13 protein-coding genes are annotated in these 16,975 nt (G+C 69.8%); 4 read left to right on the forward strand and 9 right to left on the reverse strand.

Annotated features, from left to right (window positions below; translation table 11 throughout):
* The first annotated feature begins 46 nt into the window (after positions 1-46).
* On the forward strand, positions 47-3,700 hold the full coding sequence (locus ACQP0T_RS18555; protein ID WP_433869233.1) for an AAA family ATPase: 3,654 nt from the start codon (positions 47-49) through the stop codon (positions 3,698-3,700).
* Positions 3,701-4,004: 304 nt separating this feature from the next.
* On the opposite strand, the gene ACQP0T_RS18560 is transcribed toward ACQP0T_RS18555, so the two are convergent.
* The 8 genes from ACQP0T_RS18560 to fxlM all read right to left on the reverse strand — a co-directional run bounded on the left by ACQP0T_RS18560 (position 4,005) and on the right by fxlM (position 13,106).
* On the reverse strand, positions 4,005-5,603 hold the full coding sequence (locus tag ACQP0T_RS18560) for an ABC-F family ATP-binding cassette domain-containing protein (protein ID WP_433869234.1): 1,599 nt from the start codon (positions 5,601-5,603) through the stop codon (positions 4,005-4,007).
* Positions 5,604-6,143: 540 nt separating this feature from the next.
* The gene (locus tag ACQP0T_RS18565; RefSeq protein ID WP_433869235.1) at positions 6,144-6,974 is read right to left on the reverse strand and encodes a hypothetical protein; all 831 of its coding nucleotides are present in this window, start codon (positions 6,972-6,974) and stop codon (positions 6,144-6,146) included.
* Entirely contained in the window at positions 6,974-7,948 is a 975-nt protein-coding gene (locus ACQP0T_RS18570) for a thiopeptide-type bacteriocin biosynthesis protein (RefSeq protein WP_433869236.1), read from the reverse strand. Before ACQP0T_RS18570 ends, ACQP0T_RS18565 begins: the two co-directional genes overlap by 1 nt.
* Before the next feature lie 38 nt (positions 7,949-7,986).
* Positions 7,987-9,129, reverse strand: coding sequence for a lanthionine synthetase C family protein (locus tag ACQP0T_RS18575; protein ID WP_433869237.1), 1,143 nt, complete (start codon positions 9,127-9,129; stop codon positions 7,987-7,989).
* Complete coding sequence (locus ACQP0T_RS18580) at positions 9,126-10,559, reverse strand: thiopeptide-type bacteriocin biosynthesis protein (RefSeq protein WP_433869238.1); 1,434 nt, start codon at positions 10,557-10,559, stop codon at positions 9,126-9,128. Before ACQP0T_RS18580 ends, ACQP0T_RS18575 begins: the two co-directional genes overlap by 4 nt.
* 133 nt (positions 10,560-10,692) lie before the next feature.
* Positions 10,693-11,511, reverse strand: coding sequence for a lantibiotic dehydratase (locus tag ACQP0T_RS18585; RefSeq protein WP_433869239.1), 819 nt, complete (start codon positions 11,509-11,511; stop codon positions 10,693-10,695).
* A gap of 173 nt (positions 11,512-11,684) precedes the next feature.
* Positions 11,685-11,828, reverse strand: coding sequence for an FxLD family lanthipeptide (locus ACQP0T_RS18590; RefSeq protein WP_369775299.1), 144 nt, complete (start codon positions 11,826-11,828; stop codon positions 11,685-11,687).
* A gap of 45 nt (positions 11,829-11,873) precedes the next feature.
* Positions 11,874-13,106 (reverse strand): methyltransferase, FxLD system, encoded by a 1,233-nt coding sequence (gene fxlM, locus ACQP0T_RS18595; RefSeq protein ID WP_433869240.1) that lies wholly within the window; start codon positions 13,104-13,106, stop codon positions 11,874-11,876.
* Between the two features lie 289 nt (positions 13,107-13,395).
* Here fxlM and ACQP0T_RS18600 point away from each other — a divergent pair, with 289 nt between their 5' ends.
* Positions 13,396-14,583 (forward strand): XRE family transcriptional regulator, encoded by a 1,188-nt coding sequence (locus ACQP0T_RS18600; RefSeq protein WP_433869241.1) that lies wholly within the window; start codon positions 13,396-13,398, stop codon positions 14,581-14,583.
* Here ACQP0T_RS18600 and ACQP0T_RS18605 read toward each other — a convergent pair.
* Entirely contained in the window at positions 14,549-14,773 is a 225-nt protein-coding gene (locus ACQP0T_RS18605) for a hypothetical protein (RefSeq protein WP_433869242.1), read from the reverse strand. The two genes, ACQP0T_RS18600 and ACQP0T_RS18605, sit on opposite strands and share 35 nt — an antisense overlap.
* A gap of 1,544 nt (positions 14,774-16,317) precedes the next feature.
* On the opposite strand from ACQP0T_RS18605, the gene ACQP0T_RS18610 reads away from it, so the two are divergent.
* On the forward strand, positions 16,318-16,725 hold the full coding sequence (locus ACQP0T_RS18610) for an SseB family protein (protein ID WP_433869243.1): 408 nt from the start codon (positions 16,318-16,320) through the stop codon (positions 16,723-16,725).
* Positions 16,703-16,930, forward strand: a complete 228-nt coding sequence (locus tag ACQP0T_RS18615) for a hypothetical protein (protein WP_433869244.1) — start codon at positions 16,703-16,705, stop codon at positions 16,928-16,930. The genes ACQP0T_RS18610 and ACQP0T_RS18615 overlap by 23 nt, the downstream gene beginning before the upstream one ends.
* Positions 16,931-16,975 lie beyond the last annotated feature (45 nt).

Here is a 16,975-nt window from a genome sequence, read left to right on the forward strand (position 1 = left end):
ACTCGCGACCAGCTCGTCAGCCAGGTCGTTGAGGCGGTCATCCGGGATGCCGACACGGTGGCGTTGCAGGCGCCGCCCGCGGTCGAGGAGCCGTCGGAGCTGCGCCGGGCCAGCGGCGAGAGCGTGTTCACCGAGCACAACGCCCAGCGGTTCACCACGCACCGCACGCTGCGCGAGGAGTCCGCGCTGGCCGCGTGGGGACGGCGCCGCGACGGCGTGCGCATCGGCCGACGCCACCGTTCAGCGCGCGCTGCGGGGCACGACGCTCAACGCCGGGCAGCAGCGGGCGGTGGCCGGGTTCGCGACTTCGGGGCGGCGGGTGCAGCTGCTATATGCCCCGGCGGGTGCGGGCAAGACCACGACGATGCGAGTGTTCGCCGACGCTTGGCGGGCCGAGGCCGGCGAGGTCTACGCGTTCGGGCCGAGCGCCCGCGCCGCGCAAGAACTCGGCACCTCCATCGGCGCCCGGCCGCACACGCTGCACCAGGTCACCACAGCAATGCGGCTCGGCACGGCCGAGAAGACGTTCCCGTTCGCCCGCAGCGATGTGCTCATCATCGACGAGACCGCGATGGCCGGAACGCACACGCTGCACGACGTCGTCCGCTACGCCCTGAACCGGGGTGCGGACGTGCGGATGGTCGGCGACGACAAGCAGCTCGCCGCGGTCGAAGCCGGAGGAGCGGTGCGGTGGTTCGCCCACCGCAACGGAGCGCTCCGGCTGAAACAGGTCGTCCGGTTCGCCGACCACGCCCAGGCCGAAGCGTCGCTGAAGCTGCACACCGCAGATCCCTCGGGCCTCGACTACTACTTCCAGCAGGGCTGGGTGCACGAAGGCAGCCGGGAGACGATGCGCGACGCCGCGCACCGCGCCTGGCGCACCGACCTCGATGCCGGGCGACCGTCGCTGCTGATCGTGCCCGCCAACGACGACGTCACCGCCCTCAACCTCCAAGCCCGCGAACTGCGGTTGCACCGCGGCGACGTCGACGACGGCCGAGCGGTGCAGCTCCACGACGGCACGGCCGCCAGCAAGGGCGACCTGGTCGTCACGCGGCACAACGACCGGCTCAAAACGCTGTTCGGCGGCAAGGACTTCGTGAAGAACGGCGACACCTGGGCGGTGCAGAACGTCCGGCGCGGCGGCGGGCTCCGGCTGCGCCACCAGGGCAGCGGCGGCACGATCGCGCTCCCGGCCGACTACGTCGCCGAGCATGTCGAGCTCGCCTACGCCGCCACGGTGAACCGCTCGCAAGGCATGTCGGTGAAAGGAGGTTCCGCGCACAGCCTCGTGCCGCAAGGGCTCTCGCGCGAGCAGCTCTACACCCAGGTCACCCGCGCCGAGCACGACAACCAGCTCTACGTCGAGACGGTGCAGCACACCATCGACTCCCACCAGGAAACGCCGCTCGAGCGCACCGCACGCGGAGTCCTCGAAGCCGCCCTGCAGCGCAGCAGCGCCGAGACCTCCGCGACCGAGGAGCTGCGTGCGTCCCTGGACAAGGCGGAGTCGCTGCGCACCCTGGTCGGCCACCACGACTACGTCGCCCACCTCGGCACTGCCGAACGCGTCGACGCGGTGCTCACCGAGCACGCCCCGCACCTGCTGGAGCTGCCCGCCGCCCCGGCGCTGCGGCAGACCGTGCGCACCGCCGAAGACCTCGGCTGGCAAGCCGAACACCTCGTGCCTGCAGCCCTGGCACAAGGGTCGCTGGACGACGTAGACGACCCGTCGGCGGTACTGCAATGGCGCATCGAGCAGCGCCTCCTGCACGACCCACCACCCGAGCGCACCGCAGCGCCCACGATGGCCGAGGTCAACCGGTGGCGCAGCATCGTCGAGCGCCACGACGCCACCGCCGACGTCGAAGAACCCATCTGGATGCCGGTATGGCGCCAGGCGGCCGCAGCTTCCGCCGACGGACTGGACGCCGACGCGGCGGTGGCCACCGCTGCGCGCCAGCTCGCCGACCGGCCCTCCCACGATCCGATGGATGCGCACCGCTACGCAGCCGGTGCGGTCTCTGATGCACTGGCCGAACAACGCGCCAGCGGCGCGGGATGGTCGCCAGCGTTGCCGTGGCTAGCCCGCCCCGACCACGCCAGCCTCAGCGACGAACTCCGCGACTACCTCCACCGCCTCGACGCGGCGATCCACGACCGGCACGCGGAACTCCGCGCGCAGGTGGCCGCTGAGCCGCCTCGCTGGACCGCCGGCCTGGGGCCTCGCCCCGGGGATCCGGTGCTCGCCGAACGCTGGGACACCCTGGCTGGTATGGCCGCGGCCTACCGCGACACCTACGGCATCACCAGCGACGACCCCACCCACCCGCTCGGCGAGGAGCCCCACGGCCACGGCTTGCAAGCCCGCGCGTGGCACCACCTCATCGAGCAGTGGAACCCACCCGGCGACCACACCAGTGCCTCGGCCGCAGACTCCGGTCCGGATGCGCTCGAGCGGCTGCGCGACGGGATCGACGCCGACGAGCTACTGCGCACCTTCACCGACCGGCAGGAAGAACCACTGTCGGCCCTGGTCGAACGCCACCAGAACACCAGCCGAGAACTGCTCGACCGGGTTTCTCTCCGCGCCTTGGCCGAGCACGCCCCGGAAGGCTTGGACCAACCCGCCGAAGCCGCACTGCTGGCCAGCCTGCGCCGAGCCGAGGCAGCCGGGTGGCAACCGGATCGGCTGGTCGCGCGCACCGCCGGCCAAGGCAGCCTCGATGACGTCGAGGACCCGGCCGCGGTACTGCGATGGCGGATCGAAGTCCACATCGCCGACCACCAACCCCCAGCACGCGTCGCCGAACCCACCGCAGACCAGGTCGACCGCTGGCAGGACCTCGTCGCCGCTGCCGCGCCGGACGAGCAGTTCACCGACGCGTGGCACCTGGTGTGGCGGCACGCCGCCGCCGGAGCCGCCGAAGGCCTCGAAGCCGACGCGGCAGTCGCCATCGCTGCCCGCCACCTCGCCACGCGGCCCGCCCACGACCCGATGGACGCCCACCGCTACGCAGCCCAAATCGTCGTCGACGACCTCACCGACCAACGCCACCACGACGCAGGTGAGCAGCCCGCACTGGCCTGGATGGTCACGCCGCACCCCACCGTGCGCGCCGCCGAGCCCGACCTAGCTGACGAACTCGACGACATCGCCACAGCGGTGCAGGCGCGGGTCGACGAGCTCCGCGACCACGTCGCCACCGATCAACCAGCCTGGGCCGCGCCTCTCGGACCGCGACCACAAGCCCCGAACGCGGCGGAGGAATGGGAGGAGATCGCCGGGCTCGCCGCCGCCTACCGCGAAACCTTCGACGTCCACAGCACCGACCCGAACGTGCCGCTGGGCCCAGAACCCAGCGGCGATACCGCCAAGGCCGACGCTTGGCGAACGATCACCGAGAAGTGGAGGCAGACCATGACCAACCCGAACCAGAACTTCCAGCGCGACGACGCCATCGAACGCATCGAAGCCCTCCGCGACGCGGTCCTGGAAACCCGCGAAGACCACCACGACGACCACACCGAACGCCAGGCCGACCACCACGACGAGGACAAGATCCGTCTCGATGGCACCGACGAGCGCTTCGGCTACGACGACGATGGTGCCAGCGCCCCGACACCTGGCATCCAGTCCTGGGGCCGACCGACGCCTCCCCGAGCGTCGGTCGGCCCTTCCACGTCGTTGCCCGGTTGAGCGGATGCTCCTATTGTGAATTTGTTTCGGTCAACGCTGAACCGATAGTGACGTCAGGTTGGGTACCTGATACGCACGATCCGATATTGCGCGTATCGACGTTGCTCCTCCGTTTTTGCACCGATCGTGCTCGCCCCCGGATGAAGCGGTTCAAGGTGCCGCGGGTCGCGGAGTGCTGTCGTCGTCGGCTGCACCGTGCACTGGGCTGATGTGCCGGCAGTGCGCGACGGCGTCGAAGGCCTGTCGTGGGGTCGAGGTCGACGAGCCGGGTCTGGGCTACGCCTTGCGTGTCGTTCTCGTTGAGCTACAGAGGGTCGATGTCCTCCAATTCGGATCCGAGCCGCACCCACCTCGTCACCCCGATGGTGCGCAGAAACGGAACGTCGTGACTGGCCACGATGAGGGCGCCCGAGTAGGACTCCAGGGATTGCGCCAGTTGCCGGACGCTGGCCATATCCAGATTGTTGGTGGGTTCGTCCAACAACAGCAGTTGCGGCGCGGGTTCTGTCAGGAGCAGCGTGGCCAGTGTCGCCCGGAATCGCTCACCGCCGGAGAGGGTGCCTACAGGCTGGTCCGCGCGGCTGCCGCGCAACAGGAACCGCGCGAGCTGGGCGCGGATCGCGTTGTTCGAGGCGGAGGGCGCCGCGCGGGCCACGTTCTGCGCGGCGGACAGCGCGTCGTCCAGCACGTCGAGCCGTTGCGGCAGCCAGCGCACCGGCACCGGGACCTTGACCGTTCCGGACCGCGGCTGGATCACCCCGACGATCGTCTGCAGCAGCGTGGTCTTACCGGAACCGTTCGATCCGACGAGTGCGATCCGCTCCGGACCACGCAGGTCCAGAACTATTTTCGGACCGTTCCGAATCTCCACATCGGACAAATTGAGCACTTCTTTTCCGGATGGAACCGATGTTTCTGGCAGGTCGATCCGGATTTCGTCGTCGTCACGCACCGCCTCCTCGGCTTTCTTGAGCCGGTCCTTGGCCTGCTCCAGCTTCTCGATGTGCATAGCGCGGTGCTTTCCGGCGGCGATCTCCGCGTCCTCCTGCCGCTTGCGCATCCGGACCTTGGGCTCTCGCTTGGTGTCCCACTGCTTCTGGCCGTACCGGACCCGGCGGTCCAGCTTCGTCCGCGCCCCGATCAGATCCCGCTTCTGCCGCTTGAGATCGGACTCGGCCACGCGCACCATGCGCTCGACCGCCTCTTGCTCTGCGGCGACGGCCTCTTCGTAATCGTCGAGATTGCCCCCGTAGAACGTCACCGACCCGGAACGCAGCTCACCGATCTGGTCGACCTGCTGGAGGATCTCGCGATCGTGCGAGACGATCACCAGCACGCCCTGCCAGCTGCGGACCGACTCGTAGACCAGCCGCCGGGCCCGAAGGTCCAGGTTATTGGTCGGTTCGTCGAGCAGCAGCACATCCGGCTGCCGCAGGAACTGCGCGGCGAGGTCGAGCAGCACCTGTTCGCCGCCGGAAAGCTCGCCCACCCGCTTGTCCAAGGTGACGTGCGCGAGGCCGAGCTGATCGAGGGTGGCGCGGGTGCGTTCCTCGATGTCCCACTGATCACCGACGGTCGCGAAATGGCGCTCGTCGACGTCCCCGCGTTCAACGGCAGCGATCGCGGCCCGGATTTCCACTAGGCCCAGCACCTCGTCCACCCTGCGCTCCGAGGCGAGGACCAGATTCTGCGGCAGGTAACCCAGTTCTCCGGTCACGCTGATCGAACCGCCCGTCGGTTCGAGCTCCCCGGCGATCAACCGGAGCAGCGTGGATTTCCCCGAGCCGTTAACCCCGATCAATCCGGTACGACCCTCGCTGATCACCATGTTGAACCGGTCGAAGACGACCTCGCCATCCGGCCAGGCGAAACCGAGGTCTGAACAGACAATCGATGAAGACATGGCGTAACTCCTGCTGTACGTGGGCAAGGGCACGACATGGAGATACGGCGGCACGGGGAGCGGGAGCACCAGAACGAAAGCGGTGAACGCCAGAGGACCGGTACGCGTGGACGGCCGGACTACGTGCCGGTGTAGGGACGTATCCGGATTCTAGATGCCGTCATCTGAGGCCAGGCGCGCGATGCTAGGAGAACTCCCGTGTTCGCGGTATCTCTGAACCTCAGAAGATCAATGTCTCTCTCCGATGAACGGCAGCAGATGACGTCATCGTACTGGGCGGCCAACGCCGGTGCAAACGATCACGACCGCCCGCGGAACGGTAGATATGCGCGGCGGACGCGAGGTCCTCGGTTCCCGGTAGCCACCGATTTGAACATCGTCCTCTCCGCGGGCTGCTCGCCGCCGCCGTTCTCGTCCCCGCTAACGTCGTCAGCCACATCCCCGGCTGGCCGCACTGGCGACGGCGCCGCCAACACCAAGCCCGCACCTGGCCACTACCAACGACGCAGCCACCGACCCTCCTGAGCTGCCGTTGCTGTACTAGTGCACGAGCTCGGCGGCGCGGTTCCGCAACGGCGGCACGAGTTCTGCGTGGTCGCCTTGGGCGGCGAGATGCAGGAGTTCGGCAATGGTGATCAGTTCGGCCTGACGGCCGGTTCGGCTGCTGAAGAGGTCGGCGAACTCTGCGCGGATTCGTGCGGCGGTAGTGGGCGTCAGGAGGCTGAAGCTGTGCAGCATGGCGATGTCGTAGCCCATGGGCGCCAGGCCCCAGCCTTCCCAATCGAGGATCTCCAGTGGTGGCCCGCAGAGGTTGGGCCAGCGGAGGTCGCCGTGGGCTGTGGTCCAGTGCGTGACCGCGGTCGGAATCGAGGGGTCGATGTAGGTGCGGAGGAGCCAGTCGATGGTGGGCTGGGTGATGGTGCGCCGCCTGGTCTGGATGCACGCGAGCGTGGTGAGGGACTCCCTGAGGTCGCCCCACCAGTCGTTCGGCAACGTGGGATCGTTGGCGAGCGCCGGTGCGGAGTGGACAGTCGCAGTCTGGGCGCGGTCGAAGAGCTCAGCGCGGTAGTTCCAGCCGTCGCGCGCCCAGTCGTGGACTCGCCGCAGGCGTGGGCGTGGGATAGCGGCGGGAAGTTCGCGCGATGCGCGGTTCCCGTGCCAGAAGACGTGGTCGGTGCCGCCGGTGGGCGCCGCGGCGAGGCGCAACCAGGCTGGGTGTCGCTGCTCGGTGCGCACGGCACGGCTCAAGGTGCGTCCGCGCCAGCCCCAGACCTCGGCATCGAGGTCGGCTGTGGCGGTCAGGGCTGAGAGCGCGTGGCGGAGTGCCCGGCGCATGCGGTCTTGGGTTCGGGGATCGGTGGGCGGCGGCATCAGCTCGTCACGCCGTCGAGCAGCACCGCACGTGCGGCTCTGGCGTACAGGGCCTGTCGGTGGGCTTCGATCCCGAATCGGTTCCAGTGGAAGATCACGTGCTTGGCGAGCACAGCGCGGGCGCCGCGTTCGAGGCGACCGTCGCGGGCGGCGTCGGCCAGTTGGCTGCCGACGTCGGCGATCTCGTCGAACCATTCGGCTGCGAACGCGAGCGGACCACCCGTACCGCCGAGGTCTTCGCGGGTGGGGTTCGCGGTGAAGAGCCGACCGACCTGGCCGGCGAGGTCGCGAAGTCGCTCAGGCTCGCACTCCGTCGGCATGGGGCGAGCCTGGACCACCCGATGCCACACGTCGCCGCGCTCGTGGTCGTCGAGTCGCGCTGCCTGGAAGAGCCGATTCAGGAGCAGGAGCGAGAGCTCGTGGCGGCCGACCGCGGTGCCGGACGCATTTCGCAGGTAGATGAGGAAGTGGTGGCTGTCGAGCGCGAACAGGCGGTGGGCCAGCTCCACGCCACACGGTCCACCGAAAGCCACGTCCTCGGGTTCGTAGGGGGTGCTCCACCAGGTCTCGCCAGCATCGTCCTCGATGAGGCGGTCCAGCGCCGCGGTGAGGACCCGCTTCGCGTCCTCGGGCTGGGTTGGGGAGGCGGGTTGGCACCGGAGGCGCCAGCACGGGTACTTGCGGATGTACCACCAGCCGCGCAGCACGCCTCGCGCCACGGCGTGGTCTAGCTCCGGCGCAAGCACCTGCGCGACCCGCGTTTCCGCGTGCGCCCAGTCGCGGAACCGGACCCGGACCTGCCACCACTCTGGCACGTCGAGCGCGGCGCGACCCGCGCTCCGGTATGCCGCGATCGCCTCGGCGAGATCGGCGGTGCCCATGCCGACCTGAGCGGCCGCGTGAGTGAGGGACGTGCCGGCGAGCACGTCGAGGACGGCTCCCTCGCGGTCCTGGAGGGTGGGGGCTGTGGTCACGGTCGCTTTCCTTCCGTGGGTAAGGCGGGGCGACGACGTCAGCCGACGAGCAGGCAGGAGTGCCAATCCGTGACGGTTCCGCCGTTCTCGTCGGCAAGTCGGGCCAGAGCGGTGCCGCTGCTCCCGTCGAGCAGACCGTCGTGGCCCGCAGGCGGGAGTTCGTGCAGGAGGCGGCGCACGGGCTCGAGGTGATTGGTGAACCTGCCGGGTGCTGCGTCTCCGGCAACGTGCTGGGTCGCGAGCAAGACTCCGGCGGCACCGTGGCAGAGGCCTGGGTCGGTGACCTGCTGGAGTTGCTCGGGGTCGGTGAGGCAGTCGATCAGTGCCTGTTCGGCGAGCTGCTGGCGGTCGACGTCGCCGAGGGCGATCCCGGCGAGCTGTTGCGCTCGGGCGATCCCCGGGGTGCCGTAGCACCACGATGGGCGAGGTGCCGCTGACGGCCCATTGTTTTGATGTTGGTCGATCGTGGTCCAAGGCGGCCACCACGCTCCGGCTCGCCCGTCTCGGCGGTGACGATCGAGCCAGGCGCAGATCTCTCGGAGAGCGTCGTGTTGCCCATCGACGGTGATGCCGTGGCGCAGGCACAGGGCGAGCAGGCTGAGGGGACCGGCGATGCCGTGCGCCATTCCGGCGTTGGCGTGACCGGCCGGGAAGTCGGTCGAGACCGTCCCGGAGGGGCTCAGCGGTGTCCACCAGCCGGGGAGCCCTTCGAGCGGACGGACGAGCCGCACGAGGTAGGCCACGATCTCGCGAAGCGTCCTGCTGCTGGGATCGCAGTGCAGGAAGTAGGCGCCGAGCCCGGTGAGTCCGTAGAAGAGGTCGTACTCGCTGGGCCGCGGCCGTTGAGCGCGGTCGATGCGCCGATGAGCGAGCGCGATCCGACGCTCGGCGACCGCGACGACCTTCGCGTGGAGAACCTCACGGGTCCGCGCGAAGCGGTGGGAATCGGCAGCGGCTGCGTTGAGGGCGAAGGCGACAGCGGGCGCCCCGAAGTACAGCGAAGCCTCCGGCCCGGTCAGCAGCGGCTGGCGCGTGCAGGCGGCGAACGCAGCGTGGACCTCCTGCCACGGGACGAGCCCCCGGTGGGCTTGTTCCGCGCGCAGGAGCGCGCGGCCGAGCGGGGCGTGCGCGAGGTCCTGCGGTGACTCGGCTTCGGTAGCTCGTCGAGCCGACGTGGTCATGACGCCGCCTTCGCGGCACGGGTCGCGGCTGCGGAGCGCGCGAGGCGCGCGCAGACATCGCCCTGGGCGGTGCGCCGCTGGTGCGCCCGGATCAGTGCGGTGAGTGCGGCGTCCGTGCTGGTGAGGCACTTGCGGAGATGGTGCACGGCGTCGCGTCGTGCTGCCCAGGCCGCGCTCACGCGCTCCCCCAAGAGCTCGGGGCCGTGCTGGGTGAGGCGCACGGCTTCCTGGTAGGCGTGTCGGCGCGGGTGCGCGGTGCGGTCGAAGCGCAGGTGCTCAGCTAGCCAACGGGAGCCCGCTTCAGGGTGGAAGCCGTCAACGAGGTCCACGATGCTGGCCGCGGTTACGGCGCTGCCGTCAGCCGCTCCCCGTTCGACGAGGTCCAGTTGCTCGATGGCGGCTGCGGAGTCGGCGGCGAAGACGGCTTCGGCCGCCGCCATGGCCTCCCCGCTGCCGAAGCTGCCGACTTCCGGGTAGTAGGTCTCCCAGCGCAGTCCGTTCAGCAAGCCGCGTTCGCGGAGGTCACGAGCCCATTCTTCGACGGTGCGTGCGCAGTCCGCGAAGAAGGATCGGTGCGGCCGCAGGTACACCAGGGGCCGCTGAGACTTCGGGGCGCGGTCGAACCACCACAGCGCGACGTCGAGCCCGCGGAGCAGGCGCGGCACGTGGACGGTGAGCAGGTCGGAATCGCGGTCAGGGTGGCTCAGCATCTGGACCGCGATCAGGTCGGCTCCGGGGAGTTCGCCGTGGTCGCGGCCGATCAGCACCGGTGTGTGGGGGTGTACGTCCGTACTCGCCCGCGTGGTGGCGAGGGGAACGACGAGTTCGTGCGCTCGCCCGTCGAACCACCCGTAGGCATCGTCGTCCGCTGCCTCGGACAGGACCAGTTCACCAGTGCGCCGCAGCGCGTCGAGCAGCAGGTGGACATCACCACGGGACCGCAGGTCGAGCCGCAAGCTCTGGTCGCCGTCGGCGACCTGCACCGCCTCGGGCACCCCGCAGTGATCCGCCCAGTCCGCGAGGCCGCCTTCCTCACGTCCGGGCAGATCGGTGGCGCGAAGCCTCCACCTGGCCGGGGACAGCACGGTGCGGCCGTAGCGCAGGCGGGGCAGGAACGGCAGGCACTCCGCCGCACCCCAGGTGAACGGGCGTGGTGGCCGGCTGTGGGCGACGGGCAGTTCGCACAGGAAGCGAACCAGCGGGTGGGTGAAGCGCACCAGCTCCACCGCGTTGAACACGGTCGGCTCGATGACCTCCCCGGTGGATCGCGACAGGAGGCGCAACCGGTGTTCGTCGGCGGTGACCGCGATGTCGTCGAGCACCACCGGACCGACGTTGTGCTCACCGATCCGGAGAACCTGCGGCAGGACCGCAGGAGCCCGGCTCACGTTCTCCGTGCTCACGTGCAACGGTCGGCAGGACACCTGCACGCCCGAACCGGGACGGTTCGCCGGTGTGGCGCGACTACCAGAGCGGTCGCCCGTGAAGCCGAGCGGGCAGCGTCGGCGCTGGTTCGCCTGGCCCTCGGCAGCGTCAGCGAGCAGTCCAGCCGCACCGCAGCGGTCAACGGCGCTGCTCGACGACCTCCGAGCAGGACTTCATCCGCCCAACGACGGCAGCGCGCAGCTCGCGTGCCTCGGTCGGTGATGCGCTGTTGTGGCTCGCGAGTGCTGCACCGATCTCGCGCAGCCGATCGTGCTGGTCCACGACGCCCGGCACCTCCCACGCCCGGACGGCGTCGAGCTCGTCCAGCAACCCTTGGAGCGGGTCCGTGACCGTCATGGCCGAGCGCAGGGAGCTGATCAGGAATCCCTCGGCTACCAGTTCGGCAAGGAACGCGTCGAACACCGGCGCCGGGGTGTGCGGGTACGCAGCGGCGAGACGTCGGGTGACCTCGCTGACCGGGACCGGTGCCGACGCGGTGGTGAGCACGATGCGCAGAGCGGCGGTGCGGCGGACGGTGACTTCCTCGGGAGCAGCCTCGTGATGCGTCGTCTGACGGTAGGGCAGCACCCACCGGTCGTCCCTGGCCACGCAAGTGGCGTCCGCTGTCACGGACAGCCGACGGAGCAAATCCGGTTCGCTCTCCAACCGGGTGATCACCGCGTCGAGCCATCGTGCGTCGGCAGTCGCCAGCAGGCGGTGGTCATGTCCCCACCGCGCGTTCGGTGCCGCGCCGAAGCCTACGTTCGCGACTACGGCGAACAGCCCGAACGGGGTGGCGCGGTGCTGGAAACGCCGCACGTAGCGGTGGAGGGAATCGGCGATCCGGCGCAGTCGCTTCGGGTCGTCCACCTCTCCGCTGCGGACTGCGCGGACCCGGTCGGCGAGCACCGGACTGGCGAGCTCCACCGCTTCGGCGAAGCCGGGCAGCACCCACACCTCGTCGATCCACCCGGCCTCCTGGGCGGCATCCGACCGCTCGGGGACGACCAAGCCCGTGGGCCAGGTCGTGGCTCGCACCAGCGCGGCGTCGAGGTGGCGGTACATCGAGCACGGCTCCTTCCCCGCACCGGTCCACCGGTGCCCGCGCGGGCACCGGTGGACCGGCGTGTTCAGTCGTGGATGCAGGTGACGCAGGCGGACTGGCTGGTGCTGCCGCAGCCGTCGCTGGTGCTGTTCATCAGGGCGCCGACCGCGGCACCCTGCGGGAGGAAGGTGAGGTCGAGCTCGAAGTCGGAGTCGGTGATGGTCTCCATGCGATGTGCCTCCTGTTGATCTGGTGCTTCTCCTGCCTGGCCCGTTCAGCTCCGCTGCGCGGGCCAGGAGATCGTGAGCCGGTACGCGGTGCCGTCGAGAACGCGTCCGCTGAGCTGCTCGGTGGGGGTGCTCGCCGGGTAGGCGCGCAGCACGGCGCGGGCAGCCGGGTCCCAGGAACGAACCGCCGAGGCGAGCGCGTCGGCCACCTGCCGGGCGCGCGGGCCGTGGCCGACGGCGCCGAACTCGTACTCGGTGCCCTCGGGGTCGGCCGGCCGCAGGGCGAGGTAGGCGAAGGAACGCCCGTCGGTGTCGAGCAGCGCCGCCACTCCCCCGCGCGACCAGGCATCGACCACGCCGTGGTCGCGGGCCTGCCGCGTCGCCGTCATGAGCGCGTGCCCGTCCAGCGCGGTGGCCAACCACAGTTCGAGGTCGGCGTAGGACTCCCCGGGCGGCAAGGTCACGCCCGACCACGACTCCGCCCGGTCCCCGGACAGCGCAGCGCGCACCAGCTCCGGGTCGACCCGGAGTTCGGGCTCCAGCCGGAGGCCGACCTGCCGGTCCCCGTCGTCACGCAGCACGACGAGCCGCTGCGCCCGAGCTCCCGAACCCTGCATGGGAACGAATCCGCACACCTCGTAGTCCTCGGCTACCAGGCCATCTCCGTCGCGCTGGAACGCCACCGACCGCGTCAGCCCGCGCATCCGCAGCGGCACGACGATCCGGCCGTCGGGGCGGAGCTGGCCCACCCACGCCGGGGCGATCTCAGCGGCCTCCGCGGTGACGACGACCCGGTCGAACGGTGCGCTGCCGGGTGCTCCCAGCGCCCCGTCGCCCAGGACGACCCGAACGTGCCCGTACCCCGCCATGCCCAGCAAACCCCGCGCACGTCCGACGACCTCGGGATCGATATCGAGCGTGGTGACCTCACCGGAGCCGCCCACGAGTTCAGCGATCAGCGCGGCGTTGTAACCGCCCGAGCCGATCTCCAGGACGCGCATCCCCGGCCGGATGTCGGCCTGCTCCAGCATGAACGCCTGGATCCTGGCCGCGCTGACCGAGCTGACGGCAACACCGAGGTCGTCCCTCTTGGTCACCACGGCCTGCTCCGCGGCGTAGGCCTCCGCCGCGGGCACCTCCGGCACGAACAGGTGCCGGGGCACGGCGCGGAACGCATCCTCGACCGGCGACGACCGCAGCGCTCCCAGGTCGCGCAGCTCGCCTACGAGCTCCTCCCGCAATGCCCCGCACTTCGCCGAGTCCGCCGCCACGCTCACCATCCAGTGCCCTCCGACAGTCGTCCGCACGGCACGCGCCGCGCATCGTGAAGACCGAGGCACGATCACCACGTTCGTGTGATCACGCGGTGCGAAGCACCGGCCCTCGATCTCGTGCCAGGTCACCCTCGCCGAACCGGTGTCAGAGCGGGAGGGCATTCTGATCCGGCTTTCTGATCGGCTAGGCATGCTGGGCGACCGGCGGTGTGACGAGGAGTCCCTGGTGAAACCGAACGCACGGCTGCGTGATCTCCGCGAGGCAATGCCTTCTCCCCGGGACCCGCGCAGGCCGATGACCCAGCAGGAACTGGCCGAAGCCGTCAACACCCACCTCTGGAACACCACCGGACAGCGCTACGGCCTGGACGGGCAGACCATCGCTCGCTACGAACGCGGCCAGGTGCGGTGGCCCGGAACGGCCTATCGGGCGGGGCTGCGCGCGGTGCTCGGCGCCGGCGACGCCGAACTGGGCTTCCACCCGACACCACGCGGACGCAGCGCACGCACCACCCCGCACCGCCTGCTCGACGAACGGGCCGCGGACCTACCGCTGCCCAGCCGGCTCCGCTGGGACGAAGTCGCCGACGTCCGGTCGCTCACCCGCTCCGTGGCCTCGGCGGAGAACCGGGAAGGCGGCGGCCTGCACTGCCGCGCCGCCCTCGCCCACCTGCGATGGGCGCTCCAACTCCTCGACGTCCCGGCCCCGGCGGAGGTGCACCAGGCGATGGCCGAAGCCGTCGGCAACCTCGCCTCCGTCGCCGCCTGGACCGCCTTCGACATCGGCCACCACCAAGTCGCCGACCGCTGCTCCGACATCAGCCTGCATTGCGCCGACCAAGGCCGCTCCTGGGCGTTGCGCGCGAACACGCTCGCCGAGACCGCACGCCAGCAGGCCTACCAGGGCCGCCACGACGACGCGCTGTCCACCATCGAGTTCGCCCAGGTCCGCGCCGACCGGCTCACCGCCACCGCCCGAGCGATGCTCCACACGATCCGAGCGCGCCTGCTCGCCGTCACCGGCCGCCACGACGAAGCCCGCGCAGAAATCGACCGGGCCGACGCGCACTTCGCCGACCGCGATCCCGCCGCCGAACCACCCTGGCTGTGCTACTACGACGAAGCCGAACACCAAGGCAGCACCGGCAAAGCCCTCATCCCGATCGCCACTGCCCGACAAGCCCCCGAAATCGCGCTCCCCCGACTCGAAACCGCCGTCACCCTGCACACCGAGACCTACCCGCGCTCACGCGCCTTCTCCCGGGTCCGGATCGCCGCGCTGCTGCTGTCCTCCGGCCACCCCCACGCCGCCGTCCCCGTCGGCCACCAAGCCTTCGACAACGCCGCACCGGTGCGCTCACCCCGGCTCGCCCGCGAACTCCGCACGCTGGTCACCGCCGCCGACCCGCACGCCCGGATCCCCGAGGTCGCCGACCTGCGCCACGCGATCAGCACGACCACTTCTGCCACCATCGGGCCATGACCACATCGCGGGAGACGCTGCTCCACTCCGCCCACCAAGCCGGACTCGACGCCACCGACGCCCGGCTGCTGCGCGACGGCTCCAACGCCATGTGGCTGCTCCCCACCGCCCACGCCGTGGCCCGCATCGGCCCGAACGACACCGCGGCCAGCGCCAACCGCCAAGTCCACCTCGCACGATGGCTGGCCACCACCGGCCTCCCCGCCGTGCGCCCGCTCGACGGACCGCCCCAGCCCACCATCAGCAACGGGCGTCCAGTCACCTGGTGGGTGCCCCTCCCCGACCACCGGCCCGCCACCCCAGGCGAACTCGGCACCGTGCTCCGCGCCCTACACCGGCTGGCCCCACCCGAGGACCTCCCGGAGTTCGACCCGTTCGCCGCCATGACCGACCGCATCACCGCCGCACCCCACCTCGACCCCGACGACCGCAGCTGGCTCCTGCACCGTGCCCACCAGCTCCACGACGCCTACCGGGCCCTGCCCCCACCGGCACCACCGGAGTCCTCCACGGCGACGCCTGGCAAGGCAACGTCGCCGTCCCCACCAGCGGCGACGAACCGATCCTGCTCGACCTCGAACACCTCTCCACTGGGCCCCAGGAATGGGACCTCATCCCGCTGGCCGTCGACCACACCGACTTCGCCCGCCTCACCCCCGCCGACTACCACGACTTCACCCACGCCTACGGCACCGACGCCACCCACCTACCCCACTACCGACTCCTCGCCGACATCCAAGAACTCCGCTGGACCACCTACCTCCTCACCAGGACCCACCACGACCCCAACGCCCAGGACGAAGCCGCACACCGCATCCAATGCCTCCGCGGCATCCACCCACACCCATGGACCTGGACGGCGTTTTGAGCACCACGTCGTGCATGGCTTGGAAATGCGCGCGAATTGTCGGGTGATCACCGTCATCCCATTTCCAGGAGCGGCAAGAACCTCGGCCCTACGTCCCGGTGGACTAGGTGCGCAACAATTCGCAATGCTTTACAGGGTTCGGGCAGAATCCAACTCGGCGTCCCGCTCATGACCGGCGCGTTGATCCCACCGTAGAGGCGGTAGGGACTCCCCGGTACCACTGCCCAGCCAGGCTGCCCGAACTATTGCCACCCCTCGTAGGGGCGGTGCTGACGAGCTGGTGAATGCGGCGGACCGGCTGCTCACCGCGTTGCTACCCTCGTAGGGGCGGTGCTGACGATGAGCGAGCCGATGCCCATCTGCGACCTCGACGCGTTGCTATCCCTCGTAGGGGCGGTGCTGACGAGCTGGTGAATGCGGCGGACCGGCTGCTCACCGCGTTGCTACCCTCGTAGGGGCGGTGCTGACGATGAGCGAGCCGATGCCCATCTGCGACCTCGACGCGTTGCTATCCCTCGTAGGGGCGGTGCTGACAGCGACGACCACGCTCACCCCTGCACCATCACCGGATGCGTTGCTACCCCTCGTAGGGGCGGTGCTGACCCGAGGGTAAAACCGCTGCTCAGCGCAGCTAGCTATCGAGTTGATGCAGGTGCAGGTGCAGAGGGGCACTGGTTTGACAGGGTACCGGGATGGTCCGCTGAAACGGAGCGACACCGGGCCCCTTGCAACGTCAACGGGACAGGGCCTCAGCCTGGATGCGCGGCAGAGATCGTCGCGAACACCCTTGGATCGCGGTCGCCATTCGCTATCGTCAGTTGCTGGATGGGAACTGGGGGACGTAGTTGGGTGAGGGACCTCGCGACATGGTCGTCATGGCGCTGGCGGTGCGGGCGGGCACGATGGACCTCGGCGCTTTCGTCACGGAGCTGCGGGACGAAGTGCTGTTCCTCCAACGCACAGAGCATCCTGGGGTCTTCATCGCGGAGCTCGAAGACGGCGAACGCTGGGTTAGTGCTTTCAGCACTCCGGAAGCGATGGCCGAGTTCACCGGAGGCGTCGAATGGGTGAGCCTCCGCGGGGATGATCTGATGGACCTAGTCCCCGTCGGAACCAACGTCGTGCTGGATCCGTCCACACCTCATTCCGTGGCGATCGAGTCCATCGACCTGCCCAAGCCGCTGCTTGAAGCCGACGATCAGTCCGCACCACGGTCCACGGCAGCCGAGGATGTACGGGAAGGAGACGAGCGTGGAAGGCTCGATGGGTGTTGACCTCGATGCCCTGATCAATGCGGCGGTCGGGGTCCGTACCTTGATGGACGAGCTGGCTGAGCAGGACATCAGCGATGTCGATCCCGATCCGATCGTCGTCGGCCATGATGGGCTCGCGGACACGCTGCGCGACTTCTGCGATCGCTGGCACCACGGGGTCTTCCACCTGAGCAAGGATGGCGAAGAACTAGGGCGTGTCTCCTAAGTTCGGATGGGGTTGGTCCGTGCCTCTGGGGAGCTGAGCGCTCTC

This window comes from Saccharopolyspora sp. CA-218241 (assembly GCF_050954615.1).
Taxonomy (GTDB): domain Bacteria; phylum Actinomycetota; class Actinomycetes; order Mycobacteriales; family Pseudonocardiaceae; genus Saccharopolyspora; species Saccharopolyspora cebuensis.

What these genes read in the sequence shown, in the direction of transcription:
- ACQP0T_RS18555 (WP_433869233.1), top strand. Translation starts at nt 47, where the DNA reads ATGCCGACACGGTGGCGTTGCAGGCGCCGCCCGCGGTCGAGGAGCCGT.
- ACQP0T_RS18560 (WP_433869234.1), bottom strand. Translation starts at nt 5,603, where the DNA reads ATGTCTTCATCGATTGTCTGTTCAGACCTCGGTTTCGCCTGGCCGGAT.
- ACQP0T_RS18565 (WP_433869235.1), bottom strand. Translation starts at nt 6,974, where the DNA reads ATGCCGCCGCCCACCGATCCCCGAACCCAAGACCGCATGCGCCGGGCA.
- ACQP0T_RS18575 (WP_433869237.1), bottom strand. Translation starts at nt 9,129, where the DNA reads ATGACCACGTCGGCTCGACGAGCTACCGAAGCCGAGTCACCGCAGGAC.
- ACQP0T_RS18590 (WP_369775299.1), bottom strand. Translation starts at nt 11,828, where the DNA reads ATGGAGACCATCACCGACTCCGACTTCGAGCTCGACCTCACCTTCCTC.
- fxlM (WP_433869240.1), bottom strand. Translation starts at nt 13,106, where the DNA reads ATGGTGAGCGTGGCGGCGGACTCGGCGAAGTGCGGGGCATTGCGGGAG.
- ACQP0T_RS18600 (WP_433869241.1), top strand. Translation starts at nt 13,396, where the DNA reads ATGACCCAGCAGGAACTGGCCGAAGCCGTCAACACCCACCTCTGGAAC.
- ACQP0T_RS18610 (WP_433869243.1), top strand. Translation starts at nt 16,318, where the DNA reads ATGGTCGTCATGGCGCTGGCGGTGCGGGCGGGCACGATGGACCTCGGC.